Below are 26,196 nucleotides of genomic sequence, written 5' to 3'. Positions count from 1 at the left end.
CTCCGAGCCGTTTGCGCACCGACCTTTTTGCCACCCTGCCATGCCCGTTCGTCAGATCGCGTCTACCCTGATTATGAAACCTGACTGACCGGGTAGAAGTATTCAACGAACGGGAAAGGCGACTTGCCGATGCAAAGCATTGTTCTTCTGATGTGGCTTGCCTTGTGCACTGAACAAGATATCCGCGAGCGCCAGATTGCCAACCTGCTGACCCTGGGTGCCGCCGCCGGCGCCCTGGTCTGGCTGTTCGCCACTGGCCACAGCTGGATCGGCGCCGATGCCAGCGACGCTGGCTGGGCCTTGGCCATCGTCATGCTGTTGACGTTGCCAGGCTACATGCTGGGCCGCTTTGGCGCCGACGACGTCAAGCTGATGGGCGCACTGGCCTTGGCGACCAGCCCGCAATACGTGCTCGGCACCTTCATCGGCGCTGGCGTCAGCGTGGTGCTGTGGCTGCTGACCCGCAGGCGGCTGTGGACGCTGCTCAACCCCAAAGTAAAGAAGCGCCTGGCCAGCCTGACCGAGCAAATGGGCGACAAGCAAGCCTTTGTCCCCTACGTTCTGGCGGGCTTTCTGCTCACGGCTGTATGGATCCAATAACTATTCCTGTTGTCCGATCTCTTGTACAAACCTTGTACAGGATCGCGAGCAGCGTCTATTTTTAAGCTGCCAGAGCGTCTGGCCCGGGAGCAGGGCCGCTTACGAACAGGGAGTTGATCGTGAACAAGCCATACAGTGAGGTGAAGGTCCTGGTTGTAGATGACCAGCCACTCATAGTCGAACAATTATGTGAATTCCTCGAAACCCAGGGCTACCACTGCGTTGCGGCCCACTCCACCGACGAAGCCATCGAACGCTTCGTTGCCGATGCAGCCATCGGCCTGGTGTTGTGCGACCTGCAGATGCCCGGGCGCGATGGCATCGAAATGGTTCGTGCCCTGAAGGACATTGCCGGGCGCAAGCGCATGTTCGAAGCGATCATGCTGACCGGTCGCGCCGAAAAGCAGGACGTGATCCGCGCCCTGCGCGAAGGCTTTGCCGATTATTACCAGAAGCCCATGGACCTCGACGAACTGCTCGAAGGCCTGCGCCGCCAGGAGCAAATCATGCTGGAGCGCAAGGCCAACGTCCAGAACCTGGGCAACCTCAACCAGCGCCTGCAAGACCTGGCCGGCTCCATCGATGAGCTCTACCAGGACCTGGAAAAAGCCCGGGGCCAGGGCGTTCACCGCCGAGCCACGGATGTCGCAGAAGAGGTAGAGGGCGAGCTACCGGCGGCCTTCGAGAAACTTTCACCACGGCAACTGGAAGTTGCCAGGCTGGTGAGCAAGGGCAAAACCAATTACCAGATTGCCTGTGAACTGGGGATCACCGAGAACACCGTGAAGCTGTATGTGTCACAGGTGCTGCGTTTGACCCACATGCACAACCGCACCCAGTTGGCGCTGGCGTTGACGCCAAGTTCATCGCCTGTGCATCAGCGGTTTACCACCCATTGAGTTCGAGCTTTGCATGACTGCCACTGGCCTCGTCGCCGGCAAGCCCGCGCCCGAAGGGATAGCGCTGGCTGGTGGGAATTCCATAGCTGCTGATCAGTCGGCTGGCGGAGCCTGCATTCACTCCAACAAATAGCTGAAGCTCACCCTCCAGCGCGGCTTTCGGCTCATGCTATCCAACGCCACGTCCGCCAGAGGCTTGGCCACCTCCATTGCCACATTGCCGTATCGCCCATCCCCAAGCCGCACACCCAAGGCTGCCGAACGCAGCCTGCTATCTTCGAATGGCCCGCCGTTGTACCAGGCCTGGGCAGCATCCAGCAGCGCATAAGGCTGCACCAGCCTGACCCCACCAGCGCCGGGCCGGATGCTGTAGTTCAGCTCGTACGCCACGCCCCAACCTTTGTCCCCAGCGGCCTGGTCCTGCGGGTAGCCATGGCCGAAGTACTGCCCGCCAAAAACCGCACGTTCACTGTCGGGCAGCCGGTCGTCGGTCCAGTACAAGGCGCCTGACAGCACGCCCTGCCAGCGCGGCAACAGCGAGTCGCTCTGCAAACCGGCGACCCGAAAACGCAGAAAATCCATGTCGTAATCGGCATCGCTGCGTGCGCCCAGATAATCCAGCCCTTGGTACACCCCAGCGCTGACCCTGCGTAGCCGCCCAGGCTCGATCTTGCGCCAATCGCCTTCGAAAGACAGCGCACGTACGTAGGTATCGTTGCGCCCCAGCCCACCAGAGCGATCTTCGTCATGCTCACTGACCGAGTAGAGATGCCCAGTCACCGCCAGCCATTGATCGGGGGCGACGATCACCGGCTGGCCAAGCCCAATCGCATAACGCTCGCTTTCAATCTGTTGGAAGAACTGCGACCCGTGCTCCAGACGCACGGGTGTGCGCGGCTCGCTGCGGTAGCGCGCGGCCGATAACAGCACCTGGCTGCCCTGCGCATCCAGGTGCTGGCTGTACTCGAGGCGCTGGTATTCGGCGTGATCATCACCCGGTGGCAGCAGCGCGCTGGCCGTCAACTGTTCGGCAAAGCGGGTCTGGGCATTGCTGGCAACCGTGATGAGCCCCTGCAGGCTGTCGCGGCTGCCATCGCCAAGGGTCAGCGCCGCATCGAAGGGCCTGCGCCAGGCATTGACGGTAAGCCGCGTGGCGCCCTCGCCGCGTTCGGCCGGGGTCAAATCAGCCTGCAGCGTGACGCCGGGTATTCGCTGGGCCAAGCCGATGAACCGATCGAACGTCGCTCGGGTCAGCGGGCGCTCTGCCTGCAGGCGCTGCAGCAACTGGTCGAGGTAAGCGCCAGCGGGCCCGATATCCCCGTCACGCCGAAACTCGTGGACATACCCCTCGACCAACACGACGTGCACGCGACCATCGGCAAAATCCTGATCAGGCAAGTATGCCTGCGACAGCAAGTAGCCATCATGCTGGTAACGCAGGGTCAGGCGTTCAGTGAGCTGCTGCAACTCGCCGACACTCACTTCGTGGCCAATCAATGGTTGGTAATGCTCGCGCAGCTCGCTCAACGGATAGACCGTACCGCCCTCGAAGCGCACCTTGTGCAACACGAAGCGGGTCTTCAGCGGCAACGTGCCGGTCGCAGCCCTGGGCGATGCCAGGTGCAGGCTTGGGGCAAATGGGCGGTAGGCCTCGATCGGCAGGTTCGCGCCGGGCAGACGGCGCTCATATTCATGGCCATCGAGAAACACCGGCAATGGCTCGGCGATCACCAGACTGGCCCAGGACGAAAGCAAAACAGGCATCAGCAGAAGACGCATAGGACGCTCCACAATCCCTTGGGTAGCGGGGGCGTCGGCCGGCCTTACCCGTCATTGCAAGCGTAGGTGTTGCACCGTTAAACGTCGAACGCCTACTCGTTGACCTGAAACGCTACTCGCGCCGTTTCTCCGCTTTCATCCAAGGCACTGAGCTCGAACTGCCCGGCCTGTTCGAAGCGAACCAGCACACTGTCTTGCCCCTCGCTTTCGCCGAGCGGCTGGCCATTGAGGAACCACCAGCGGCGCCCGCCACCGCCGAGGGCAGAGACGTGCAACTGTAAAGGTTCGCTGCTGGTGGCCGGGCGCCGCAGGTTGTCGCCGGGGCGCACACCGACGATGGACAGCGGCGGCGCATTGGCCGGTACCTGTGGCGGGCAGCCGGGGTCCACCGCCGGTAGGCGCATCGCCCGCCGCTCGACGCGGGGCAACCAAGGCTCCAACGGTGCCGGCCACAAGGCAACGTCGAGTACCTTGGCGCCTGGGCAACTGCCATCCACGCGCAGGCCCTGGGCATTGACCCAGATACGCTCGCGCAACCCCAGGCCGAGCGGCTGATCGGCTGCCTGCAGGGTCGGCGGTGTGGTGCCATCGAGGGTCCAGGCAAAACGCTGGCGCCGACAGTTCGGGTCCTGTCGGTTCATGGGCTGGCCCAGCGGCCAGCAAATGGCAGCCACACCCACGCGTGCGGGCACGGGCTCCACCGGCATCCGGATACCCCGCTGGCTGTCGCGGTTGCTCAGCAGGTCATGCACCTGCAACATCAGCGGGGCCGCCGAGGCCAGGCCGAACTGCCCGGGCACCGGTGTACCATCGGGGCGGCCAATCCACACCCCGATCAGGTAGCGCGGCCCTACGCCGATCGACCAGGCATCGCGAAAGCCATAGCTGGTACCGGTCTTCCAGGCCAATTGCGGGCGCTGCACCAGTTCGGCATGCGGGTCGCGGTCGGGCCGCGCCTGGCCACTGAGGATGCGCCGGATGATCCAGGCCGCTCCCGGCGACATCAGCCGCCGCTCCAGCAACGGATCCTGCGGTTGCAGGCGCACCTGTGCGCTGTTGCCACCTCGGGCCAGTGCCGCATAGCCGCCGACCAGGTCCTCCAGGCGGCTACCAGCACCGCCCAGAATCAATGCCAGGTTGGGCTCGGCCAGCGGCGGCAGCGCCAGCGGTATACCCGCCATGCGCAACTGCGCGGCGAAGCGCTTGGGCCCATAAGCTTCGAGCAACTGCACTGCCGGCAGGTTGAGCGACAGCGCCAGCGCCGAACTGGCGGACACCGGGCCGCTGAAGCCCATCGAGAAATTACCGGGGCGATAGTCGCCGTAGCGCCGCGGCACATCCTGCAACAGCGATTCGGAGTGGATCAGGCCATCATCCAGGGCCAAGCCGTAAAGAAACGGCTTGAGCGTCGAGCCTGGCGAGCGCAACGAGCGGACCATGTCGACATGGCCAAAACGGCGCGCATCGCTCAAGTCGATCGAGCCGAGGTAAGCGCGTACCGCCATGGTCTGCGCCTCGACCACCAGAATCGCCGCCGAGGTGCGCTCCGGCAGGCGCGCGCGCCAGCCCAGCAGCAGGTCTTCCAGGCGCCGTTGCAGCGAGGCGTCGAGCGTGGTGCGAATCAAGGTCGGGCTGCCGGGGGTGTTCAGCCGGCGTGCCAGCAAGGGCGCCAGCGCGGGTTCCTGACGCGGGGCCAGCAGCAGCGGCTCTTCGGCTGCCTCCTTGATCTGCTGCGCTGGCCACACCTGATACTCGTCCAGGCGCTGCAGCACCTTGTCGCGGGCACGCTGGGCACGCGCGGGATGGCGGTCCGGGCGCAAGCGGCTCGGTGCCTGCGGCAACACCGCCAGCAACGCTGCCTCGGCCGGCGTGAGCTGTTGCGGCGACTTGCCCAGATAAGCCCAACTGGCTGCGGCAACGCCCTGCAAGGTGCCGCCGAACGGGGCACGGTTCAGGTAGATTTGCAGGATCTCGCGCTTGGACAGGTGCCATTCCAGCTGCGCTGTGCGCCACAGCTGCCGCAGCTTGCCGGCCAAGGTGCGGTCGTGTGGGTCGAGCAGGCGCGCCACCTGCATCGACAAGGTACTGCCGCCAGACACCACTCGCCCGCCGCGCAGGTTGAGCCAGGCCGCGCGCACCAAGGCCAGCGGGTTGACCCCCGGATGCCGGTAGAACCAGCGGTCCTCGTAGGTCAGCAGGGCCTGCAGGTACAACGGCGAAACGTCTTCCGGGGTGATCGGGTAGCGCCATACGCCATCGGCATCGGCAAAGCGCCACAGCGGTGTGCCGTCCTCGGCCAGCACCACCCGTGCCAGGTCGTTGCCTGGCATCGGCAGCGGCCAGATGCGGTCGGCAAGCCACAGCAGACCGAGCAGCAACAGCAGGCTGATCGCCACTGCGCGCACAACCCTTCCCGCTCGGGTGCGTGGCCGCGCTAAGCTTGGCATCGGGAACCGACCTGGCCAGGTGATGGCCAAAGGCTTGGGAACGGCAAACTCGCCGATTCGTTCATCAGGAAGCAACTATGCATGTAGAAGGTTTTTTCGAGTGGCTTGGCCAGGCACTGGGGTCGTTGATCCGCTTCATCGTCGATGCCCTGAGCGGCCTGTTCAACCTGCTGGCCAATGCCGGGGGCAATTTCATCGATGGCCTGGCGCGCACGTTGGGCATGGATACCTCACTGGTCAGCATCCTCGCCTTGATCATCGGCCTGATGCTGCTGTACTCGGCAATCCGTGCCTTCATGCGCGCCTCGATCATTCTCGGGATCATCTGGCTGGTGCTTGGGCTGTGGGTGATGAGCTGGGTCATACATTGAACGGCAGGGCTTTTGTTGGAGCGGCCTCGTGTCGCGAAAAGGCCGCAAAGCGGCCCCGGCAATATCGGCGACGCCGCTGAGTCCGTGGGGCTGCTGCGCAGCCCGTTCGCGACACAAGGCCGCTCCTACAGACGCGCAACTGCTCTATCTGGCTTTGACGGTCATCTCAGCTTGCCCATCCCCCACCGCCTGCAGGTTCGGCCGGTACATCGATTCCACCTGCGGCGGCGGCACCCGGTAGGTACCCGGGGTTACCGCCCGCGCCAGGTACAACAGGTGCGTGGTGCCATAGCCGTCGAGCTTGAGGGCTGCGACGTAGCGGTCATCACGGTACTCCTGATGCACCACGCTGGCGTTCTGCATCGATTCACGCCACTGCTTCACCGCGCTGCTGGCGTTATCCAGGCTGGCAGCGCTCTGCGCCAGGTTCTGGTTCTCAAGCTCCAGGCCCGCAGGCAGCAGGTCGACTACCAGGGCGTCCGGCACGCGATCGGTGGCCTTGAGTGCCAGGTGCACCAGTACCAGGTCGCCGCTGCGCAGGTTATGCAGGTCCAGCGCCTGGCCGTTCATGCCCAGGTACTCACGGCGGATCTCCATGCCATTGCCACCCGCGACAGGCGCCTGACGTGGGTAACCCGACAGGGTCAATTGCTGATAGAGCGTTTCACTGCCTTCGTTCTGCACGCTCAGCGGTGAAGCCAGCAACGGCCCTTCGAGCTTCATGCCTGCTTCGACGTTGTTGAACTCACGCACTTCACCGGCACTGTCCAGGCGTGCCCTCCACGGCGCTTCCGGCTTGCCCAGCAGGCCACGGCCTGCCAGATACAAGGCATTGCGCTCTTGGGTCGACAACCAGCGGTTGGCCGCCAGTTCGTCCGACAAGGCAAACAGCCGCTGATCGACCTGGTTGCCGGCCAGCTTGCTCTCTTGCAGCAGTGCCAGGATCAGCGCCTGGTCGCGCAGGCTGCTGCCGTAGTCAGCCATCCAGCCTTTGCTGCGGCGAATACCCAGGCCAGCTTGCAGCGCCTGCTCGGCACGGGGTTTGTCGCCCATCGCATCCAGCGCCACCGCCAGGTGTACCAGCGGCAAGCCGGAGCGTGCATCGGCACGGCGCTCGAACAGGCTGCGCAGGGCGCCCAGTGGTGCCTGCTGACTGCGCGACAACACCAGCGCGGCATAGGCTTGCACGGCAAAGCGGGTGTGCTCGGCATTCTCGCTGTAGTCGACTTCGATCAGGTTGCGTTCCTGCAGGTAGCGCAGCAGGCGTTCGTTGGCTTTCTTCAAGGCCTCGGCCGGCACGCCATAGCCCTGGTCGCGAGCACGCTGAAGGAAGTCGGTGACATAGGCGGTCAGCCAGTATTCCTCTTCACCATCCGAGCTCCACAGGCCGAAACTGCCGTTATAGCGCTGCATGCCCAACAAGTGTTCGATGCCCATCTCGATCTTGCGCTTGCGCACCTCGGCCGGTTCACCCTTGATGCCCAGGCGCTTGAGGCTGGCGGCATCGGCGTACAGTGATGGGTAGAGGCCGCTGGTGGTCTGCTCCAGGCAACCGTAAGGGTAGGCTTCGAGGGCGCGGATCTGCTCGGCCAGGTTCAGTGGTGGGCGGCTCGACAGCGCCAGGCTCGCCTCCAGGCCTGCTGGCTCGAAGGCGGCCAGGTCGTTTTCCGGCAAGGTCCATGGCTGGTCCTTGAGGGCCACGCGGTAATGCTTGAGCACCGCCGGGTAAGCCGGGCGCACACCCAGGGTCCATTGGCGTTCGAAGGTGGTCGCCGGCTCGCCCGGCAGTTGCAGGCCATTGACCCGCACCTGCACCTTGCCCTGCCCCAGGCCACCCAGGGCCTGCACCGGGATCAGCAGCGTGCTGCGCTGGCCTTCGGCCAGGGCGACAGCCTGCTGGCCGCTGGCCGTCAGGCTCAGCTGGCCCTCGGTGCTGACCTCGACATTCAACTGCTGGGCACGCCCCGACAGGTTGGCCAGGTCCAGCGCCAGGCTGGTGCGGTCACCGCCAGCCAGAAAGCGCGGCGCCGACAGTTCGGCGATCAGCGGCGCTGCCACCACCGTCTTGCCCTCGGCCATGCCGAAGTGTTCGTCGGTCCAGGCCTGGGCCATCAGCCGCAGCTCGCCATTGAAGTCGGGAATATCGACCGTCGCCTCGCCTTCACCCTGGTCGTTCAAGGTCACCGGCAGGCTTTGTTGGGCAACGATGGTCACCGTGGTATTGGGGCGCTTGCCACCTTTGGCCATCGCCGCGTCACCGCCGAAGGCCAGGCTGGCCAGGCGGCCCTGGCCGGCTTCGATCAGCTGGCCGTAGATGTCCAGCTGGTCGGCGCCATAGGCCTTGCGGCCGAACAGGCTGGCAAACGGGTCGGGGGTCTTGAAGTCGGTGATGTTGAGGATGCCCACGTCGACCGCAGACAGCAGCACATGCACCTGCTTCGGCACGCTGCCGTCGGCATTGGCGGCCTTGATCTTCACCGTCAGTGGCTGCTTGGGGCGCATCTTTTCCGGCGCCTGCAGGCTGACCGTGAGCTTGCGCTCGGCCCGCGCCAACGGCAGGTGCAGCACGCCGACGGCGCGCTTGGGCGTGGCATTGGCCTTGCGCTCACCCGGGCGGATCACCAGCGCGCTGATGTACAGGTCGTGGCGTGCCCACTGCTTGTCCAGCTGCACATCGAAGGTCTTGCCCTCGGCGGGCACCTCGATTTCCTGCCACCACAACGGGCCATCGCTGGACTCGACCATCAGGTAGCCGCTACCGGCTGCTGGCGGGGTCACGGTGACCTTGGCGGTGGCGCCATCGGCATAGGCGGGTTTGTCCAGCGCCAGCTTTACCTGGTCCGGGCGCACCGCGCCGCCTTCGGCGTTGTCCTGGGCACGGTAACCGGCCCAGAAGCGCTCGCTGGAAACCAGCCCGGTCTCAGGGTCTTCCACCTCGACGCGATACGGGCCCCACTCCACCTGGAAGCTCAACTTGGCCGTCGAGCCTGCTTTAACGCTGATGGTCTCCTCGCTCTGGGTAAGGAACTTCTCGTTGTAGTTGTAGCTCCAGCCATCGCTCTGCGAGTAGTTCCAGTAGTAATCGCGGCGCTCGCGAATCAGGCGCACTTTCAGGTCGTTGGCGGCAAGCTTGTTGCCAGCGCGGTCGGCCACGAGGAATTCGAATTCCACCGGGCCGTCGCTGTCGGTTTCCTCACCGTCGAACAGGCCGCGCAGGCCGGGCAGACGCTCGGCTGGCCAGATCGGTTGTTCGAGGCGGCGGGTGATCGGCCGGCCACCGGACTCCTGCAGGCTGGCCTGCACGGTCAGTTGCAGCGGGGAACGTGCTTCGGCCCAGTGGCTTTCGATATCGACCACGGCCTTGCCAGCCTGGTCGAGGGTGACTTCGTCGAGCTCCAGGTCCTGGTTCAGTTCGGTTTCGGTGACCGAGCCGAACTGGTAACCCGGCAGAGCTGGCACCGCTTCACGCAGTGGGCGTACATAGGCTTGGCCGCTCAGGCGATTGCCGGCTGCTGGCGCACCGTAAAGGTAGCGGCCATTGACCTGGATACGCGCATCTTCCTCGGGCGACAGCGGTGTATCGCTGCCCTTGAGCTCAAGTGCCAGGCGCTCGGGCAGGAAGTCTTCAACCAGGAATTCGTACACCTGCTTGCGACCGCCACCCAGGTCGAGCAGCAATTGCCAGCGACCGGTCGGGGCCTCCGTGGCCAGTTGCAACTGATACTGGTACAGGCCGTTGGCGTCGGCCTCCCAGACAAACTTGCGACTGACCTGCTCATCTGGGCGACGCACTTCCACGCTCACCGGTTGAGCCTTGACCGGCTTGCCATCCTGGTCGCGCAACAGACCGTTGAGCAGCACCGTTTCACCCGGGCGATAGAGGTCGCGCGGGCCGAAGATGAAGAACTGCAGCGGGTTGGCCTGGGGGCCGGTGATATCGAACTCGGCCAGGTCCAGGGCCGCGGTGTTCAGGCGCAGCAGGGTGGTGTGCACGCCCTGGGTGGCGATCAGGGTGTCGGCCTTGGCCGTGATCGGCAGCTGGGCATGGCCGGCGCCATCGGTCTTGGCCTGGGCCAGCAGCTTGCCCTTGTCATCATGCAGTTCGAGGTTGACGTCCTTGAGTGCCTTGCCGCCTTCCAGGGCCTGGGCAAACACATCCAGGCGGTCACGGTAGCGGTGGGCGGACACGCCGATGTCGCTGAGGGTGAACAACGTGGCCGGCTGCGAATAGTCGTAAGTGCCCGAGGCACGCATCACCGCCAGGTAAACACCCGGCGCCTGCAACGGCTTGATCCCGGCGATCGGCAGCAGCACGGTCTCGCGGGTGTTGCGCGCCGGATTGAGGTCGAAACGGCCGCTGTAGACCAGCTCGGCCATGTCCAGGGTTTCCTTGGACTGGTAGTAGTACAGGCTGCTGTTGCGCCCCCAGCTGGCCAGGAAGTTCGAGAGCATCTCAGGCTTGACCCGGAAGAACTCGACATCGACCTTGGCAACGTTCAGCGCGATCACCGGCAGGCCTTCGGCCAGGCGCGTGGGCAGCAAAGAACCGCGGCTGGCGAAGCCGACGGTGGGTTGCATGTCGCGGGTTTCAAGGCGGCTTACCGAGTCGCTGTCGAGCTTGTTGCCGTTTACCGCCAGCAGGCCCTTGTCGACGGTCAGCACCAGCTTGCGCTGCGGTTCCAGGTGGCGCAGGCGCAGTTCCATCTGGTTGTCTGCGAGTTCCCAGGCACCGTCGACCTTGCCTTTGACGGTGTCGACCAGGTGCACCTTGGCGGCGAAGTCCTGCTTGGCGTCCAGCGGGGCCGAGAAGCTGATCGACAGGGTGCTGGCACCGTCGAGCTGCACTTCCGAGACGTCCAGCACGCTGAGCTCGCGCCCCTCGTAACGCTTGGCAAGGACAGCAGGGTCCTCGCGCTTGGGCGCCGGGGCCTCGACCGCAGCGCTGGCTGCCGGTTTTTCGGCGGGCGCGGGTTTGCCCGGCGTCGAGGAATCACAGGCACTGAGCAAGGCCAGCGCGCAGGCCAGCAACAATCCTTTGTTGAACATGGAGTGGGAACTCTTCGGCAGCGTGTACGTGAGGGCAGCAACTATAGCGCAACGGCGCATTCGGCACTTTCATCGATGCGGCAAGTGAGACCGTGTTCGCGTGGATAGGTTGCCTTGCCGTTACAATGCGCCCAGCCGAATACTGGGGGCGCGAAGCGGCCCCCGCAGCCTCAGGAATTGCAATGTCGCAACTGACCACCGACTGGCAGCACCGCCCCACCCACCGCAAGGTCTGGGCCTTGGCCGCGCCGATGATCCTCTCGAATATTTCGGTACCGCTGGTGGCTCTGGTCGACAGCACCGTGATCGGCCACCTGCCCCACGCCCACCAGCTCGGTGCAGTGGCCGTGGGCGCCACGCTGTTCACCTTCATGGTCGGCCTGATGGGCTTCCTGCGCATGGGCGCCACTGGCTTCGCCGCCCAGGCTGCCGGGCGTGCCGACGGCGCGGCGCTGCGCCAGGTGCTGGTGCAGGGCCTGCTGCTCGCCGTAGCCTTCGCCCTGCTGACAGGCCTGCTTGCCCTGCCCTTCAGCCAACTGGCGCTGCACGCCATGCAACCGAGCGAGGCGTTGCAGCAGTCCACCGAAGACTTCTTCCACACGCGCCTGCTTGGCTTGCCGGCGGCGCTGGCCAGCTATGCGCTGGTCGGCTGGTTCCTCGGCACCCAGAACGCTCGGGCGCCGTTGGCGATTTTGCTGACCACCAACCTGCTGAACATCGCCCTCAACCTGTGGTTCGTGCTGGGCCTGAACTGGGGCGTGCTGGGTTCGGCGCGTGCCTCGGTAATCGCAGAATGGAGCGCCGCCCTGCTTGGCCTGGCCCTGACCCGTCCAGCTTTGCGCCACTACCCCGGGCAGATCGCCTGGGCTGCGCTCAGGCGCTGGCAGGCCTGGCGGCCATTGCTGGCGGTGAACCGTGACATTTTCCTGCGCAGCCTGGCGCTGCAGCTGGTGTTCCTGCTGATTACCGTGCAGGGCGCGCGCCTGGGCGAGGCGACGGTGGCAGCCAATGCCCTGCTGCTCAATGGGCTGCTGCTCACTGCCTACGCCCTCGATGGCCTGGCGCATGCCGTAGAGGCCTTGTGCGGGCATGCCATTGGTGCGCGGGATCGAGATACCTTGCGCCGGTCGCTGGTGGTGGCCTGCGGTTGGTCACTGATCACCAGCGTGGGGTTTGCCGGCGTCTTCCTGCTGGGCGGGCACCTGTTCATCGACGTGCAGACCACTATCGATAGCGTGCGCGAAGCGGCCTATCCGTACCTGCCGTACCTGGCGCTGCTACCGTTGATCGCGGTGTGGAGCTACTTGCTCGACGGGCTGTTCATCGGCGCCACCCGGGCCCGGGAAATGCGCAATGCGATGGTGCTGTCGGTGCTGATTGCATTGCCTTTGGGCGGGGTCATGAGCGGGTTTGGCAACCATGGGTTGTGGTGGGCATTCCTCGGGTTCATGGCGTTGCGGGCGGTGACATTGGGGTGGGTGGGGTGGCGGCTGCAAGAAAAAGGGCGCTGGATTGAGTAAAGCCGGGGCCGCTTTGCGGCCCTTTCGCGACGCAAGGCCGCTCCTACAAGTGCTCGCTTTCCCCTGTAGGAGCGGCCTTGTGTCGCGAAATGAGGGCGCAGCCCTCACCTGCGGACTCAAAGCCACACGCAATCCCAATGTGGATAGTCACCAGCACGTTGCACCAACCCGGCCCGAATCGGATTGGCAATGATGTATCGCGCTGCTGCCTTCACATCTTCATCCCGGCGCAATGCTCGGTCGTAGAATCCAGGCTGCCAGATGTGTTTTCGCTCAGCCCCAGTACGATACAGAGCACAACTGCTTCGTGACTTGAAGGCACACATCAGATTTCCCAGACTGGTAGAACCAAGCTCGATCAACCAGTGCAAATGATCTGGCATCAACACCCAGGCGAGTGATCGACAACTGCCCTCTTGATCGCTGACCCGCAACTGTTGGATGACTGCTCTGGCAAAAGGTAGGCTCACGAATTGCGGAATGCGATCGCGAGTGACTGTAGTGAGAAGGTAGAGCCTTCCTGGTTCTGAATAGCGCCCTTCGCGCAGGCGATGAATACCTTGACCGTCCATGTCGCTCTCCTTTGAACATTGCATCCAAAGGTAGACCCGAAGTCATCGAAGCCCGCGGCCAGGATCATTTCCGCGTGTGAACTCGGTGAGGGCTTCGCCCTCATTTCGCGACGCAAGGCCGCTCCTACAATAAACGCGTAAGAGCGGCCTAGGCGATCAGGACGAGAGGTAGGACGAGCGGGTCAGGCCCAGGCGCAATGCGTCAAGGAACTGAGTGCGCTCACGCGCGCTGATCTTGGCGCTGGCCACCTTGTCACGGTAGTGGGTCATCAACTCCTCCGGCGACAGGTGCACGTAGCGCAGCATGTCTTCGATGGTGTCGTGGGTTTCGATACCGGCGTGGTACACGCTGCCATCGGCGTTCTGGTAGATGTTCACCGAGTCGGTATCACCGAACAGGTTGTGCATGTCACCGAGGATTTCCTGGTAGGCACCCACCAGGAACACACCCAGCAAGTAGTCCTCACCTTCGTTGACCGCGTGCACTGGCATGCTGGTCTCGATGCTCTGCTCGTCGACGTACTGGTTGATCTTGCCGTCAGAGTCGCAGGTCAGGTCCTGCAGCACCGCACGACGCATCGGCTCTTCGTCCAGGCGGTGCAGCGGGATGATCGGCAGTACCTGGCCGATGGCCCAGGTGTCCGGCAGGCTCTGGAACACCGAGAAGTTGCAGATGTACTTGTCGGCCAACTTGTCGTTGAGCTCGTCCAGCACCTGACGGTGCGAGCGCTGGCGGGCCTTCAGCGAGTTGTGCAGGCGGCGGCACACGGCGAAGTAGCACTGCTCGGCCAAGGCCTTTTCCGCCAGGCTGAGCTTGCCATCAGCGTACTGCGCTGCCACGTCGCCCATGTAGTGGGTGGCACGCCAGTAGGTTTCGGTGACCATCTCGATGTCGGTCGGGCCCAGCAGGTCGACCAGCCATTGCACGGTTTCCGGCAGGGCTTCCTTGTTCTCGATGGTCGGCACGTCGTCGTTGTGCCGCTCGACGTCAGTGACCTGGATCACCAGCATGGCGTGGTGCGCGGTCAGCGAGCGGCCGCTCTCGGAGAAGATGTGCGGGTGCGGCAGGCCCTGCGCGTCGCAGAACTCCTTGAGCATGCCCACCACCACGCCGGCGTAGTCGTCCATGTCGTAGTTGATCGAGCTGGCGTTACGCGAGTGGGTACCGTCGTAGTCCACGCCCAGGCCACCGCCGACGTCGATGTGATCGACCGGCAGGCCCAGCGCACGCAATTCGCCGTAGTAGCGGATCGCTTCCTTGAAGCCGTGCTGGTAATCGGCCAGGTTGGCGATCTGCGACCCCATGTGGAAGTGCAGCAAGCGGATGCCCTGGTCCAGGCCTGCATCGCGGAAGCGCTGCACCACCGAGATCAGCTGGGCGGCGGACAAACCGAACTTGGACTTCTCACCACCGGTGTCGGCCCACTTGCTCGAAGCCAGCGACGACAGGCGAACGCGCAAGCCGACCTGTGGCTTGACCTTGAGCTCGGCGGCCTCATCGATCACCAGGGCCACTTCCGACTCTTTCTCGATGACGATGAATACGTTGTGGCCGAGCTTCTGGCCCATCAGCGCCAGGCGGATGAACTCGCGGTCCTTGTAGCCGTTGCAGACGATGGTGCCGCCCTTGGGCGCCAGCGCCAGCACTGCCAGCAGCTCGGGCTTGGAACCGGCTTCCAGGCCGATCGAGACGTTCTGCGTGGCGATGATGTTTTCTACCACTGCTTCTTGCTGGTTGACCTTGATCGGGTACAGCGCGGTGTACTGGCTCTGATACTCCAGGCGCGCGATGTTGGCATCGAATGCGCCGGTCAGCTGGCGCACGCGGTCCTGCAGGATGTCGGGGAAGCGCACCAGCAGTGGCAGCGACAGGCCGCTCTGACGCAGCTCGTCGACCTGTTCGAACAGGTCGATCGGCGCGCTGCCGGGGCCGTTGGGGCGCACTTCGACGCGCCCGGCTTCATTGATGGCGAAATAACCAGCGCCCCAATGGCGGATGCCATAAACACTGCGGCTGTCGGCCACGGTCCATTGGCTACCATCGTCTTTGCGTGTGCGTCGTACGGACATTCAAGTCCCCTATAGATAAGTCCAAGACACTGCCCCGCAAGGAGGCGGGCGCAGTGTAAAAGCCGAAAATGACGATTCGTCCATGCCCTGGGGTAGACCCGGGTCATGGCAACGAGTTTAGAAAGCGTTGGGCAAAAAATCGCGTGGGCGTATCAGCCGCCGGACTTTTTCGCCTTGAAGCCCTGTTTGATGAGCTCGGCGATCAGCAGCTCGACGTGATCGCCCTGGATCTCGATGACCCCATCCTTCAGCGCACCGCCGGTACCGCAGCGGCGCTTGAGGGTAGTGGCCAGCTCCTTGAGCTGGTCGAGTGGCAGCGGCACACCGGTGACGGTAGTCACGGTCTTGCCGCCACGGCCTTTGCTTTCACGGCGCACACGGGCGATGCCGTCACCTTCGGGGATGACTTGCTGCTTGCAGGTGCAGGCGTCCACCGGCTGGCCACAGTCGGGGCAATGCCGACCGGCATCGGTGGAGTAAACGAGACCGCCAAGGGCGGCGAAGGAAGAAGCTTTCTTGGCCACTTTTGTTCCTCTGTGCTGAGGACAAAAACTGGTCGTGCCTTGGGGTAGAGGCCGACCGCGAAGCCCCACTCTGGCAGGGGCGGCGCTACTGCCGCAAGATCCTGCGACAGCCCGAAAAGGGCGCGCAGTGTAACGATAAATCAGGCCGTTGCTAAGTACTGGAATGCGCCATTTTGCGAATGTTTTGCGACCTTGGGGTTGCTGCGCAGCCCTTTCGCGACGCAAGGCCGCTTCTGCAAGGCTTACGCGCTCCCCTGCAGGAGTGGCCTTGTGTCGCGAAAGGACCGCAAAGCGTTCCCCGGCGTCATCTCAAGCTGGCCTTGTAACGCTGCAGTGCCGCCAGCGAATCCGGGCAATACGGCATGCTCCGGCTTGCCTGCTCGGCCTGCTCTACGCTCATGAATTTCGCCTCGATCACCTCTTCCGGCTGCAACCGCAACGGCGCATCCGACACCGCCGAATACACCGCGCACCACAGGTGGTTGTCCGGCTGGTCGAAATAGAAGCGCTCATGAAAGCGCAATTCGACCCCATCGATGCCCAGCTCTTCGGCCAGCTCGCGGGCCGCCGAATCGGCATACGCCTCCCCAGCTGTCACCATGCCTCCAGCCGCTACATCCCAATACCCTGGGTACAGCGCCTTGCTCAAGGCCCGACGGTGCACGCACAGTTCACCGGCACTGTTGAACAACAGAATGAACGTGCAGCGACCGATCAGGCCGCGCTCGCGCAGCTCGGCCCTGGGCAGCGTACCGAGCACCTGGTCGGCGGCATCTACCCAGGCGACCAGTTCTCGGTCGGAAGCCGCCCGGTGGGCGGCCTCGCTGGCGCTGATGGCCATGCTCAACCCTGCGACAGCAGCTGACGCAGGTCGATGACCGCGGCGTTGGCCCGGGAAATGTAGTTGGCCATGACCAGCGAGTGGTTGGCCCACATGCCGAAGCCGCTGCCGTTGAGCACCATCGGGCTCCACAGCGGTTCCTGCGAGGCTTCCAGTTCACGAATGATCTGTCGCACGCTGACCGTGGCGTTCTTCTTCGCCAGCACGTCGGCGAAATCGACCTCGATGGCGCGCAGCAGGTGCGACAGCGCCCAGGCCTGGCCACGGGCTTCGTAGAACACGTTGTCGATCTGCAGCCACGGAGTTTCCACCAGCTCTTCATCCACCTGCGGCGCCTGGCCGGCGACCACCGACTCGGTCTTCAGGGTGGTGTTGAGCTTGACCCGGCCCACACTGGCCGACAGGCGCTGCGACAGCGAGCCCAAGCGGGTAGCCACGTCACCCAGCCAGTTGTTCAGGTTGTCGGCACGGGTGTAGAAGATCGCGCCCTTGTCACCAGCGGCCAGGCGGGACTGATAACGGGACAGCGACTTGATGCCCTCTTCGAATTCCGATTCGCTCGACGGCAGGATCCAGCTCTTGTTGTCGAAGTTGAACCGCGGTTCGGCCTTGGCCAGGTCGGCATCTTCGGTGGACTGCGACTGCGAACGGGCGAAGTCCTTGCGCAGGGCCCGAGACAGGTCGCGCACCTGCACCAGCACGCCGTACTCCCAGCTGGGCATGTTGTCCATCCACAGGCCTGGCGGGAAGCGGTCGTTGGAAATGTAACCGCCCGGCTTGTTCAGCAGGGTGCCGGCCACGGTCTTGAGGGTTTCGATGGTGGTATAGCCGATCACCATCTGCTGGCCGTTGCGTTCGGCTGCGGCCTGGGCATTCTGCTGCACCGGGAACAGTGCCGGCTCCTCGCTCCAGTACCAGCCCAGGCCGATGCACACCAGCAGGTACAACCCGATCAGGGTCCCCAGGGCACGGCTCCAGAGCCCGCCAAAATAGCTACGGGCAGCGGCGCGGCGGCCATCGACACGCTCGCGGGGCTCGGCTTTGGCCTCGCGGTTTTTCCAGTCCAGCATGGCTTTGTCCTTAATCAGTCACGACGGTTCAGGGCTTTGACCACAGGCCAGCGCCAGGGTGCCACGGCAAGCCCGCGTCGCAGCACTATAAAGCAGACACTGCCGTACGCATAAGCGACCAATGAGTCAGTAACTGAATATTCGTTCGCAAGCCTTTATTGATGCGGCGCACGTGCGAGAAGAAAAAGCAGTGCTAGCATACAGCCATCATCGAACCTGCATAGCCCACTAATAAGTAGCCAGGACATGACCCAAGCCGCAGAGCCGAGCCAGAAGCGCCTCTCGCAGGAGCTCGAACAGCTGTTGCAACGCCTGTCGCGCACGCGCCTGCGCCATGGCGACCAGCCCGATCAGCTGGAATTGCCACCTGTGCGCAAACCGGTCTACCTGCTGCTGCACGACCATGAGCGCGCCGAGCGCCTCGCCCAGCAGCTGGAATTCTTCGGCCTGAGCGCGCAGCCGCAGCCCTGCGCCAGTGCCTTTCTGGCTTCACTGGCCGAGCACCCTCCGGCAGCCATCGTCATGGATGTCGATTTCGCCGGCGCCGGTGCAGGTTTGCCGCTGGCGGCAATGGCGCAGCAAGGCCGGGAGCAGCCCATACCGTTGCTGTTCTTCAGCCTGCACGAAGCCGATACGCCGACCCGCCTGGCTGCGGTGCGCGCTGGCGGCCAGGCGTTTCTGACCGGCACGCTGGAAGCCTCCAGCCTGCTGGAAAAACTCGAAGTCATGACCAGCCACGCACAGCAAGACCCCTTGCGCGTGCTGATCATCGACGACTCACGCACCCAGGCCTTGCATACCGAACGGGTATTGGCCAGTGCCGGGATGCTGACCCGCAGCCTGAACGACCCGATCGGCGCCATGGCCGAGCTTGCCGACTTCCAGCCCGACCTGATCATCCTCGACCTGTACATGCCAACGTGCTCGGGCCCAGAGCTGGCCAAGGTGATCCGGCACAATGACCGTTACGTCAGCGTACCGATCATCTACCTGTCCGCCGAGGACGACCTGAACAAGCAGCTCGATGCCATGAGCGAAGGCGGAGACGACTTCCTGACCAAGCCGATCCGCTCGCGGCACCTGATAACCACTGTGCGCAACCGCGCCGCGCGTGCCCGCCACCTCAAGGCCCGCATGGTCCGCGACAGCCTGACCGGGCTGTACAACCACACCCACATCCTGCAATTGCTCGAAGACTGCAGCTACCGTGCCCGCCGCGAACGGCAGCCGCTGAGCTTCGCCATGCTCGACATCGACCATTTCAAGAAGATCAACGACCGCCACGGCCACCCGATGGGCGACCGGGTGATCAAGAGCCTGGCGCTGTTCCTCAAGCAACGCCTGCGCAAGACCGACTTCATTGGCCGCTATGGTGGCGAGGAGTTCGCCATCGTCATGCCCAACACCTCGCTGGAAGCTGCGCACAAGGTGCTTGACGATATTCGCCGGCGCTTTGCCGAAATGCTCTACCCGGCGCAGCCCGAGGATCTGCAGTGCACGTTCAGTGCCGGGGTGGTTCAGCTGGACGAAGCGCTGGATGCGCTGAGCATGGCCAGTACCGCAGATGAAGCGTTGTACCGGGCCAAGCATGCCGGGCGTAACTGCGTGGTCCGCGTCGAGCCTTAGATTGTTGCCACCTGTGCGGGCCTCTTCGCGGGTAAACCCGCTCCCACAGCGTGATCGCTGCCCCATACTCTGTAATATCCCTGTGGGAGCGGGTTTACCCGCGAAAGGGCCAGCACCGGAGAAAGGGATAGCGGCACAGTGCCACTTTTTTGGGCGCCAGCCCCATGTCGTCATCACCTGGTCATGAAACCGCAATAACTTCAGCCACCTACCTCCACTCCCCCGCAGGAAGTTCGCGGCTATGCGCCTGAAGTGGCTGACCAATTTCAACACCCTCTTACTGGTGACTGTGTGTATCGCCCTGGCTGCGACCTTGTGGTGGTCGCAACGCGCCCTGGAGCGGCCCTATCAACTGATGGAGCGCTACCTGAGCCTGTCGCAGCAGTTCCAGAACCAGACAGCGCGCAACATCCAGGCCTACCTGGGCAGTGGCGACGCCCTGCGCCACGCTGCAGCCGCCGAGGCCAACAAGCAGCTCGAAGCCTCACTGACCGACTGGCCACCAGCGCTCGCCGGCAAACTGCGCCCGAGCCTGGACACCCTGCAGGCCTTCACCGCCAACGAACTGCTCGCCGCCGGCAAGCTGGCCGGCGACCCACAGGCCCTGCTGCTGCAGGCCGAACGCGAGCTGGGCGCCAACTTCGAACAGCTGGCCGCCTATGCCCGCGACAGCGGCAGTAGCGAAGCCAGCCGCTACCTGCTGCCACTGCTCGACGCCAGCGTGCACCTGGGGCGCCTGTCGCTGGCCCGGGACAAACTGGTCAGCAGCGGCCGCGCCGAACTGGCCGACGAAGTCGAGCGCGAGCTGCAACGGATCCGCACCCAGGCCCAGGTCATCGATGGCCTGCCGCTGCTGGGCGTGACCCGTGCCACCGAATCCAACGCCGACGACTTCGCCGCCATGATGGGCCTGGAATCCGAGGCCAGCGAGCAACAGGAAGACGTGGCAGTCGGCCTCAAGCGTGAGCTGCAAAGCCTGCTCAACCGCTACCCCGCCGAACTGCAGCGCACCCGCGAGCAAATTGAACGGCGCACGGCCCTGGCCGCCAGCACCCACCAGCGGCTGGAAGCCGTGCAACAGGCCATCGCCGGCCTGGAGCCGGAAGTACGCGGCCAGCACGCGAAGATTGCCGGCGAAGTACGCATCATGCAGGGGTTGATGATCGGCCTGATCCTGCTGATCGCCCTGCTCATCGACACCTTGCAGCGGCGCCTGGCCCGAACACTGACCAGCCTGGTCCCAGCCCTGTCGCGCTGGGCCGAAGGCGACTTCGCCGCCCCCATAGCGCTGGGCAAGACCAATCGTGAGCTGCACGACATTCAGGAATCGCTCAACCGCTTGCGCCAGTACCTGGTGGAACTGGTCGGCACCATCCGCCATAACGCCGAGCAGGTTGCCGGCAGCAGCCACGCACTGGCCGGGATGAGCGCCGCCCTGCATGACGGCGCCGAGCGCCAGGCCGGTGATACCGGGCAGATTCGCGATGCACTCGGCGAGCTGGAGGCAACCATCCAGCAAGTGGCCGGCGACGCCAGCGCTGCCGCCGATGCCAGCCGCGATGCCGGGCGTGCGGTGGAACAGGGCCAGACGGTGATCGGCCAGAGCCTGTCGGGGCTGCGTGCGCTGGTCGACGAGGTGCAGGGCAATGCGCGAATGATCGAACAGTTGGCCGAGGAGTCAGCCACCATCGGCGGCGTGCTGACGGTGATCCGCTCGATCGCCGAACAGACCAACCTGCTGGCACTGAATGCTGCCATCGAAGCTGCCCGTGCAGGTGAGATGGGCCGTGGCTTTGCGGTGGTGGCCGATGAGGTGCGTTCACTGGCACAGCGCACCACCGGGGCAACCGGTGAGATCCAGGCCCTGATCGACCGCCTGCAGCAGGCGGCGCGGGAGTCGGTGGCCGGGATGCGTACCCAGCTCGAACATGCCGAAGCCACTGCCGACCAGGCCCAGGCCGCCGATGGCGCGCTGGATGAGATCGTCAGCGCAATCCGCACGATTGCCGATACGGCGGTACGCATTGCCGATGTCACGGCGCAGCAGAGTGGTGCGGTGAGCGAGATACGAGATCACAGTGAGCGGATTCACGAGTTGGGCGAAGACAACCTGCAACGCATTGGTGAAGGGCGTGAGCAGGGTGAGCAACTGCTGAGCCTTGGCGGGGAGCTGAGCAAGGCGGTGCGGGCTTTCAGGGTCTGAGTCCACCAATACCGGCCTCTTCGCGGCTAAAGCCGCTCCCACAGGGACCACACAAAGTTCGAATCCAGTGACGACACTGTGGGAGCGGCTTTAGCCGCGAAAGGGCCGGCACGGGCAATGCAAAACCCAGCGGCCATGTGTCGCCCTCCAGCCTCCCCACCCTTTCAACCACCGCCAACTCCGTTATCATGCGGCCACGTTCCACCTCGCGAGTCCGCCATGCGCCGCCTGTTTTTCCTGCTGTTCCTGCTGCTGGCCAGCCCTGCCTTCGCCTCGGGCCTGCTCGACAACCGCCCCAGCGCCACCCTCGGCGCCGCTTCGCTGTCCAACAACGCCGACTTCCTGCCGGTGCACGAAGCCTTCAAGCTCAGCCTGGTGCAGGCCGACGCGCAAACGCTCAAGCTGCGCTTCGTTGCCACAGACGGTTACTACCTGTACCGCCACCGCTTCCACTTCCGTACGGAACCGGCAGAAATCGCCCTGGGCACGCCGAATATTCCCAAGGGTGAAGCCAAGCACGATGAGTTCTTCGGTGACGTCGAGGTGTACCACGGTGTGCTCGACATCGAGATCCCGCGCAAAGACGCCCGCGCCTTCACCCTGCTGGTGGGCTACCAGGGCTGCGCCGACAAGGGGCTTTGCTACCCGCCCGAAACCGAGCGACTGAGTATCGATGGCGAAGGTGCCGCCGCAGACACTGCCTTGCCAGCAGGCAGTGAACCGGGCTGGAACTGGAAGTCGCTGCTGCTGTTCTTCCTCGCCGGGGTCGGCCTGACCTTCACCCCCTGCGTACTGCCGATGCTGCCAATCCTCTCCGGCGTGGTCCTGCGTGGCCAGGTTGGCGGCCTGCGCGGCCTGGCCCTGTCGCTGGCCTATGTGCTGCCGATGGCCGCCAGCTTCGCCGTGCTCGGCGCGCTGATGGGCCTGTTCGGCGCAGGCCTGAACCTGCAGGCACGCCTGCAGTCGGCCTGGGTGCTGGTGCCGTTCGCGCTGTTCTTCGTGGTGTTCGCCCTGGCCATGTTCGGCCTGTTCGAACTGAAGCTGCCACAAGCCCTGAGCAACCGCCTGAACAACGTCGCCAACCATACCAGGGGCGGCTCGCTGCTCGGTGCGGCGGTGCTCGGCGTGCTCTCCAGCCTGCTGGTCTCGCCCTGCGTGTCAGCGCCGCTGGCCGGTGCCTTGCTGTACATCAGCGCCAGCGGCGATGCCGTGGGCGGCGCGCTCAAGCTGTTCGCCCTGGGCCTTGGCATGGGTGCACCCTTGCTGTTGATTGCCACGGGGGGCGCAACCTGGTTGCCGAAGAGCGGCCCTTGGCTGAACACCGTGAAAAACGCGATTGGCGTGTTGCTGCTGGGCCTGGCCATCGGCCTGCTCAGCCGCGTGCTGCCGGGGCCGGCAACCTTGCTGCTGGTCGGCTTCCTGGCGGCTGGCGTGGCCCTGTTCCTCGGTGCCTTGGAGTTCGTGGTCAAAACACCACGCCAACGGCTGGCGCAACTGCTGGGCCTGGCACTGCTGGTTTATGCCCTGGCCTGCTGGTATGGCGCCCTGAATGGCCAAGGCGATCCGCTGCGCCCATTGCCAGCCCCCGGAGTGGCAAGCGCCAGCAGCCAGACGGCGGCAACATCAGGCGCCTGGCAAACAGTGACCACACCAGCCGCGCTGGACGCTGCCCTGGCCGAAGCCAAGGCCACCGGCCAGCCGGTACTGCTGGACTGGTACGCCGACTGGTGCATCAGCTGCAAGGTGATCGAGCACGACGTGCTCAATGCACCGCAGGTTCAGGGCCAGTTGAGCGCCTTCAAGCTGTTGCGCTTCGATATCACCGAGAGCAGCGCCGAACAGCGCACCCTGCTCGACCGCTATCAGTTGTTCGGGCCGCCAGCGCTGCTGTTCTTTGCTGCGAACGGCAGCGAAATGACCACCGATCGGGTGATTGGCGAGATAAACGCCGGGGAATTTGCACAGATTCTGACGCGCGTGCGCAGCAAACTCGGTCTATAACTTCCCGCGTGCGGGGAATTTTCTCCAAATGAGTGACCAGATTTAATTATTTGGTCACATACTTCGCGCGAACCTCGGGCAACGTGCTGGCTATTGCCGGGAACTGGACACTTGCCGTCGCTTTGCGGCACACTCGCCGCGCTGTGTCGAATTGCCCTACAAATCCAAGGAAACCGCAGATGGCAACCCTACTGGTGCTTCACGGCCCCAACCTGAACCTGCTCGGGACTCGCGAACCGGGCCACTACGGCGCCGTGACCCTGGCCCAGATCAACCAGGACCTGGAGCAGCGTGCCCGCGCCGCTGGCCATCATCTGCAGTACCTGCAGAGCAATGCCGAGTACGAACTGATCGAACGTATTCACGCCGCACGCAACGAGGGTGTGGACTTCATCCTGATCAATCCGGCTGCTTTCACCCACACAAGCGTCGCATTACGTGACGCATTGCTCGCGGTGAGCATCCCATTCATCGAAGTGCACCTGTCCAACGTGCACAAACGCGAACCGTTCCGTCACCACTCCTACTTTTCTGATGTTGCCGTAGGAGTGATCTGCGGCCTGGGCGCCAGCGGTTATCGCCTGGCGCTGGAGTCTGCACTGGAACAACTGGCTGCCAACGCACAGCCCTGATAACGAAAACCCTGGCCTCAGTGGGCCGGGGTTAGAGAGAAACGTTCAGATACGTTTTTAAATTTCGCCCCCTGACCGAACCTTTGGGAGTTGATGATTAATGGATATCCGTAAAGTCAAGAAACTGATCGAGCTGCTGGAAGAGTCTGGCATCGACGAGCTGGAGATCAAGGAAGGCGAAGAGTCGGTCCGTATCAGCCGCCACAGCAAGACCCCGGCTGCACAGCAGTTCTACGCACCTGCGCCAATGGCTGCCGCGCCTGCCGCAGCTCCAGTTGCCGCCGCTGCTCCAGCCGCTGAAACCGCTGCTGCTGCACCAGCCCTGAAAGGCACCGTGATCCGTTCGCCGATGGTCGGTACTTTCTACCGCAAGCCTTCGCCGACCTCGCCGAACTTCGCAGAAGTCGGTCAGTCCGTGAAGAAAGGCGACACCCTGTGCATCGTCGAAGCCATGAAGATGATGAACCACATCGAAGCCGATGTCGGCGGTGTCATCGACGCCATCCTGGTGGAAGACGGCCAGCCGGTTGAGTTCGACCAGCCGCTGTTCACCATCGTTTGAATCGCGGAGAGCCAACGATGTCTGGGAAGCTCGAAAAAGTCCTGATCGCCAACCGTGGGGAAATTGCCCTGCGGATCCTGCGTGCCTGCAAAGAGCTGGGCATCAAGACCGTCGCGGTGCACTCCACCGCCGACCGTGAACTGATGCACCTGGGCCTGGCAGACGAGTCGGTCTGCATCGGCCCTGCATCGTCCAAGGATTCCTACCTGCACATCCCGGCGATCATCGCTGCCGCCGAAGTCACCGGCGCCACCGCGATCCACCCGGGTTACGGCTTCCTCGCGGAAAACGCCGATTTCGCCGAGCAGGTGGAAAAGTCCGGTTTCGCCTTCATTGGCCCGAAAGCCGACACCATCCGCCTGATGGGCGACAAGGTTTCGGCCAAGGACGCGATGATCAAGTCGGGCGTTCCAACCGTACCGGGCTCCGATGGCCCGCTGCCGGAAGACGAAGAGGTCGCCCTGGCGATCGCCCGTGACGTCGGCTACCCGGTGATCATCAAGGCCGCCGGTGGCGGTGGTGGCCGCGGCATGCGCGTGGTGCACAAGGAAGAGGACCTGATCGCCTCGGCCAAGCTCACCCGTACCGAAGCCGGTGCCGCCTTCGGCAACCCGATGGTCTACCTGGAGAAGTTCCTGACCAACCCACGTCACGTGGAAGTTCAGGTGCTGTCCGACGGCCAGGGCAACGCCATTCACCTGGGCGACCGCGACTGCTCGCTGCAGCGTCGTCACCAGAAGGTGCTGGAAGAAGCCCCAGCCCCAGGCATCGACGAGAAGGCCCGTCAGGAAGTCTTCAAGCGTTGCGTTGATGCGTGTATCGAAATCGGCTACCGCGGTGCTGGTACCTTCGAGTTCCTGTACGAGAACGGCCGTTTCTACTTCATCGAGATGAACACCCGTGTGCAGGTTGAGCACCCGGTGTCGGAGATGGTCACCGGTATCGACATCGTCAAGGAGATGCTGAGCATCGCCGCTGGCAACAAGCTGTCGTTCCGCCAGGAAGACGTGGTCATCCGTGGCCACTCGCTGGAGTGCCGGATCAACGCCGAAGACCCGAAGAAGTTCATTCCGAGCCCAGGCAAGGTCAAGCACTTCCACGCCCCGGGCGGCAACGGCGTACGCGTCGATTCGCACCTGTACAGCGGCTATTCGGTTCCGCCGAACTATGACTCGCTGATCGGCAAGCTGATCACCTACGGCAAGGACCGCGACGAAGCCATGGCACGCATGCGCAATGCCCTGGACGAGATCGTCGTCGATGGCATCAAGACCAACATCCCGCTGCACCGCGACCTGGTGCGTGATGAAGGTTTCTGCAAAGGCGGCGTGAACATCCACTACCTCGAGCACAAACTGGCCAACCAGGAGTGATCGCGTTAGCGTGATGCATGAAAACCCCGGCCCAGTGCCGGGGTTTTTATTGGCCCTCAC

The 26,196-nt window shown here is 63.9% G+C and carries 18 protein-coding genes; 10 read left to right on the top strand and 8 right to left on the bottom strand.

All coding sequences use genetic code 11. From position 1 onward, the window contains the following. Positions 1-129: 129 nt before the first annotated feature. Both H040_RS13400 and H040_RS13395 read left to right on the top strand, forming a co-directional pair. Complete coding sequence (locus H040_RS13400) at positions 130-600, top strand: A24 family peptidase (protein WP_027920829.1); 471 nt, start codon at positions 130-132, stop codon at positions 598-600. 119 nt (positions 601-719) lie between these two features. Further along, on the top strand, positions 720-1,499 hold the full coding sequence (locus H040_RS13395) for a response regulator transcription factor (protein ID WP_027920828.1): 780 nt from the start codon (positions 720-722) through the stop codon (positions 1,497-1,499). Between the two features lie 117 nt (positions 1,500-1,616). Here the strand turns inward: H040_RS13395 and H040_RS13390 are convergent, their stop codons facing one another. Further along, positions 1,617-3,278 (bottom strand): ShlB/FhaC/HecB family hemolysin secretion/activation protein, encoded by a 1,662-nt coding sequence (locus tag H040_RS13390; protein WP_027920827.1) that lies wholly within the window; start codon positions 3,276-3,278, stop codon positions 1,617-1,619. 92 nt (positions 3,279-3,370) lie between these two features. Further along, positions 3,371-5,725: a peptidoglycan glycosyltransferase PbpC gene (gene pbpC / locus H040_RS13385; protein ID WP_027920826.1), complete on the bottom strand. Its 2,355-nt coding sequence runs from the start codon at positions 5,723-5,725 to the stop codon at positions 3,371-3,373. A 77-nt stretch (positions 5,726-5,802) separates the two neighbouring features. On the opposite strand from pbpC, the gene H040_RS13380 reads away from it, so the two are divergent. Further along, the gene (locus H040_RS13380) at positions 5,803-6,096 is read left to right on the top strand and encodes a hypothetical protein (protein ID WP_009685776.1); all 294 of its coding nucleotides are present in this window, start codon (positions 5,803-5,805) and stop codon (positions 6,094-6,096) included. A 144-nt stretch (positions 6,097-6,240) separates the two neighbouring features. On the opposite strand, the gene H040_RS13375 is transcribed toward H040_RS13380, so the two are convergent. After that, positions 6,241-11,142, bottom strand: coding sequence for an alpha-2-macroglobulin family protein (locus H040_RS13375; RefSeq protein WP_027920825.1), 4,902 nt, complete (start codon positions 11,140-11,142; stop codon positions 6,241-6,243). A gap of 182 nt (positions 11,143-11,324) precedes the next feature. On the opposite strand from H040_RS13375, the gene H040_RS13370 reads away from it, so the two are divergent. Next, positions 11,325-12,662, top strand: a complete 1,338-nt coding sequence (locus H040_RS13370; protein ID WP_027920824.1) for an MATE family efflux transporter — start codon at positions 11,325-11,327, stop codon at positions 12,660-12,662. 116 nt (positions 12,663-12,778) lie between these two features. On the opposite strand, the gene H040_RS13365 is transcribed toward H040_RS13370, so the two are convergent. The 5 genes from H040_RS13365 to H040_RS13345 all read right to left on the bottom strand — a co-directional run bounded on the left by H040_RS13365 (position 12,779) and on the right by H040_RS13345 (position 17,739). Continuing rightward, positions 12,779-13,234, bottom strand: coding sequence for an REP-associated tyrosine transposase (locus tag H040_RS13365; protein ID WP_081784347.1), 456 nt, complete (start codon positions 13,232-13,234; stop codon positions 12,779-12,781). 156 nt (positions 13,235-13,390) lie between these two features. Further along, positions 13,391-15,304 (bottom strand): arginine decarboxylase, encoded by a 1,914-nt coding sequence (gene speA, locus H040_RS13360; RefSeq protein ID WP_027920823.1) that lies wholly within the window; start codon positions 15,302-15,304, stop codon positions 13,391-13,393. A gap of 152 nt (positions 15,305-15,456) precedes the next feature. Then, on the bottom strand, positions 15,457-15,828 hold the full coding sequence (locus H040_RS13355) for a translation initiation factor Sui1 (RefSeq protein WP_027920822.1): 372 nt from the start codon (positions 15,826-15,828) through the stop codon (positions 15,457-15,459). A 304-nt stretch (positions 15,829-16,132) separates the two neighbouring features. Continuing rightward, positions 16,133-16,669: an NUDIX hydrolase gene (locus H040_RS13350; protein ID WP_027920821.1), complete on the bottom strand. Its 537-nt coding sequence runs from the start codon at positions 16,667-16,669 to the stop codon at positions 16,133-16,135. 2 nt (positions 16,670-16,671) lie between these two features. Next, positions 16,672-17,739 carry a DUF2333 family protein gene (locus H040_RS13345; RefSeq protein ID WP_027920820.1) on the bottom strand — a complete coding sequence of 356 codons (1,068 nt, stop codon included), beginning with the start codon at positions 17,737-17,739 and terminating at the stop codon, positions 16,672-16,674. 246 nt (positions 17,740-17,985) lie between these two features. On the opposite strand from H040_RS13345, the gene H040_RS13340 reads away from it, so the two are divergent. From H040_RS13340 to accC, 6 genes are all read left to right on the top strand, one after another. Further along, positions 17,986-19,365: a diguanylate cyclase gene (locus tag H040_RS13340; protein ID WP_027920819.1), complete on the top strand. Its 1,380-nt coding sequence runs from the start codon at positions 17,986-17,988 to the stop codon at positions 19,363-19,365. Positions 19,366-19,606: 241 nt separating this feature from the next. Continuing rightward, a complete protein-coding gene (locus tag H040_RS13330; protein ID WP_027920818.1) occupies positions 19,607-21,568 on the top strand; it encodes a methyl-accepting chemotaxis protein in 1,962 nt (653 codons plus the stop codon). Positions 21,569-21,787: 219 nt separating this feature from the next. After that, positions 21,788-23,569 (top strand): protein-disulfide reductase DsbD, encoded by a 1,782-nt coding sequence (locus tag H040_RS13325; RefSeq protein ID WP_027920817.1) that lies wholly within the window; start codon positions 21,788-21,790, stop codon positions 23,567-23,569. A 179-nt stretch (positions 23,570-23,748) separates the two neighbouring features. Then, positions 23,749-24,201: a type II 3-dehydroquinate dehydratase gene (aroQ, locus tag H040_RS13320; protein WP_027920816.1), complete on the top strand. Its 453-nt coding sequence runs from the start codon at positions 23,749-23,751 to the stop codon at positions 24,199-24,201. Positions 24,202-24,301: 100 nt separating this feature from the next. After that, positions 24,302-24,763 (top strand): acetyl-CoA carboxylase biotin carboxyl carrier protein, encoded by a 462-nt coding sequence (gene accB / locus H040_RS13315; RefSeq protein ID WP_027920815.1) that lies wholly within the window; start codon positions 24,302-24,304, stop codon positions 24,761-24,763. A 17-nt stretch (positions 24,764-24,780) separates the two neighbouring features. Further along, the gene (gene accC, locus H040_RS13310; protein ID WP_009685761.1) at positions 24,781-26,136 is read left to right on the top strand and encodes an acetyl-CoA carboxylase biotin carboxylase subunit; all 1,356 of its coding nucleotides are present in this window, start codon (positions 24,781-24,783) and stop codon (positions 26,134-26,136) included. Positions 26,137-26,196 lie beyond the last annotated feature (60 nt).

Origin of the sequence: Pseudomonas sp. URMO17WK12:I7 (assembly GCF_003269045.1) — a bacterium.
Classification (GTDB): Bacteria; Pseudomonadota; Gammaproteobacteria; order Pseudomonadales; family Pseudomonadaceae; genus Aquipseudomonas; species Aquipseudomonas putida_J.
Note: the sequence above shows the minus strand (reverse complement) of the source record. Positions and strands in the feature narration are given on the sequence as shown.

Excerpts from the sequence above, each read along its gene's own strand:
- H040_RS13400 (WP_027920829.1), top strand. The coding sequence starts at position 130 with ATGCAAAGCATTGTTCTTCTGATGTGGCTTGCCTTGTGCACTGAACAA.
- H040_RS13390 (WP_027920827.1), bottom strand. The coding sequence starts at position 3,278 with ATGCGTCTTCTGCTGATGCCTGTTTTGCTTTCGTCCTGGGCCAGTCTG.
- pbpC (WP_027920826.1), bottom strand. The coding sequence starts at position 5,725 with ATGCCAAGCTTAGCGCGGCCACGCACCCGAGCGGGAAGGGTTGTGCGC.
- H040_RS13380 (WP_009685776.1), top strand. The coding sequence starts at position 5,803 with ATGCATGTAGAAGGTTTTTTCGAGTGGCTTGGCCAGGCACTGGGGTCG.
- H040_RS13375 (WP_027920825.1), bottom strand. The coding sequence starts at position 11,142 with ATGTTCAACAAAGGATTGTTGCTGGCCTGCGCGCTGGCCTTGCTCAGT.
- H040_RS13370 (WP_027920824.1), top strand. The coding sequence starts at position 11,325 with ATGTCGCAACTGACCACCGACTGGCAGCACCGCCCCACCCACCGCAAG.
- H040_RS13365 (WP_081784347.1), bottom strand. The coding sequence starts at position 13,234 with ATGGACGGTCAAGGTATTCATCGCCTGCGCGAAGGGCGCTATTCAGAA.
- speA (WP_027920823.1), bottom strand. The coding sequence starts at position 15,304 with ATGTCCGTACGACGCACACGCAAAGACGATGGTAGCCAATGGACCGTG.
- H040_RS13350 (WP_027920821.1), bottom strand. The coding sequence starts at position 16,669 with ATGGCCATCAGCGCCAGCGAGGCCGCCCACCGGGCGGCTTCCGACCGA.
- H040_RS13345 (WP_027920820.1), bottom strand. The coding sequence starts at position 17,739 with ATGCTGGACTGGAAAAACCGCGAGGCCAAAGCCGAGCCCCGCGAGCGT.
- H040_RS13340 (WP_027920819.1), top strand. The coding sequence starts at position 17,986 with ATGACCCAAGCCGCAGAGCCGAGCCAGAAGCGCCTCTCGCAGGAGCTC.
- H040_RS13330 (WP_027920818.1), top strand. The coding sequence starts at position 19,607 with ATGCGCCTGAAGTGGCTGACCAATTTCAACACCCTCTTACTGGTGACT.
- H040_RS13325 (WP_027920817.1), top strand. The coding sequence starts at position 21,788 with ATGCGCCGCCTGTTTTTCCTGCTGTTCCTGCTGCTGGCCAGCCCTGCC.
- aroQ (WP_027920816.1), top strand. The coding sequence starts at position 23,749 with ATGGCAACCCTACTGGTGCTTCACGGCCCCAACCTGAACCTGCTCGGG.
- accB (WP_027920815.1), top strand. The coding sequence starts at position 24,302 with ATGGATATCCGTAAAGTCAAGAAACTGATCGAGCTGCTGGAAGAGTCT.
- accC (WP_009685761.1), top strand. The coding sequence starts at position 24,781 with ATGTCTGGGAAGCTCGAAAAAGTCCTGATCGCCAACCGTGGGGAAATT.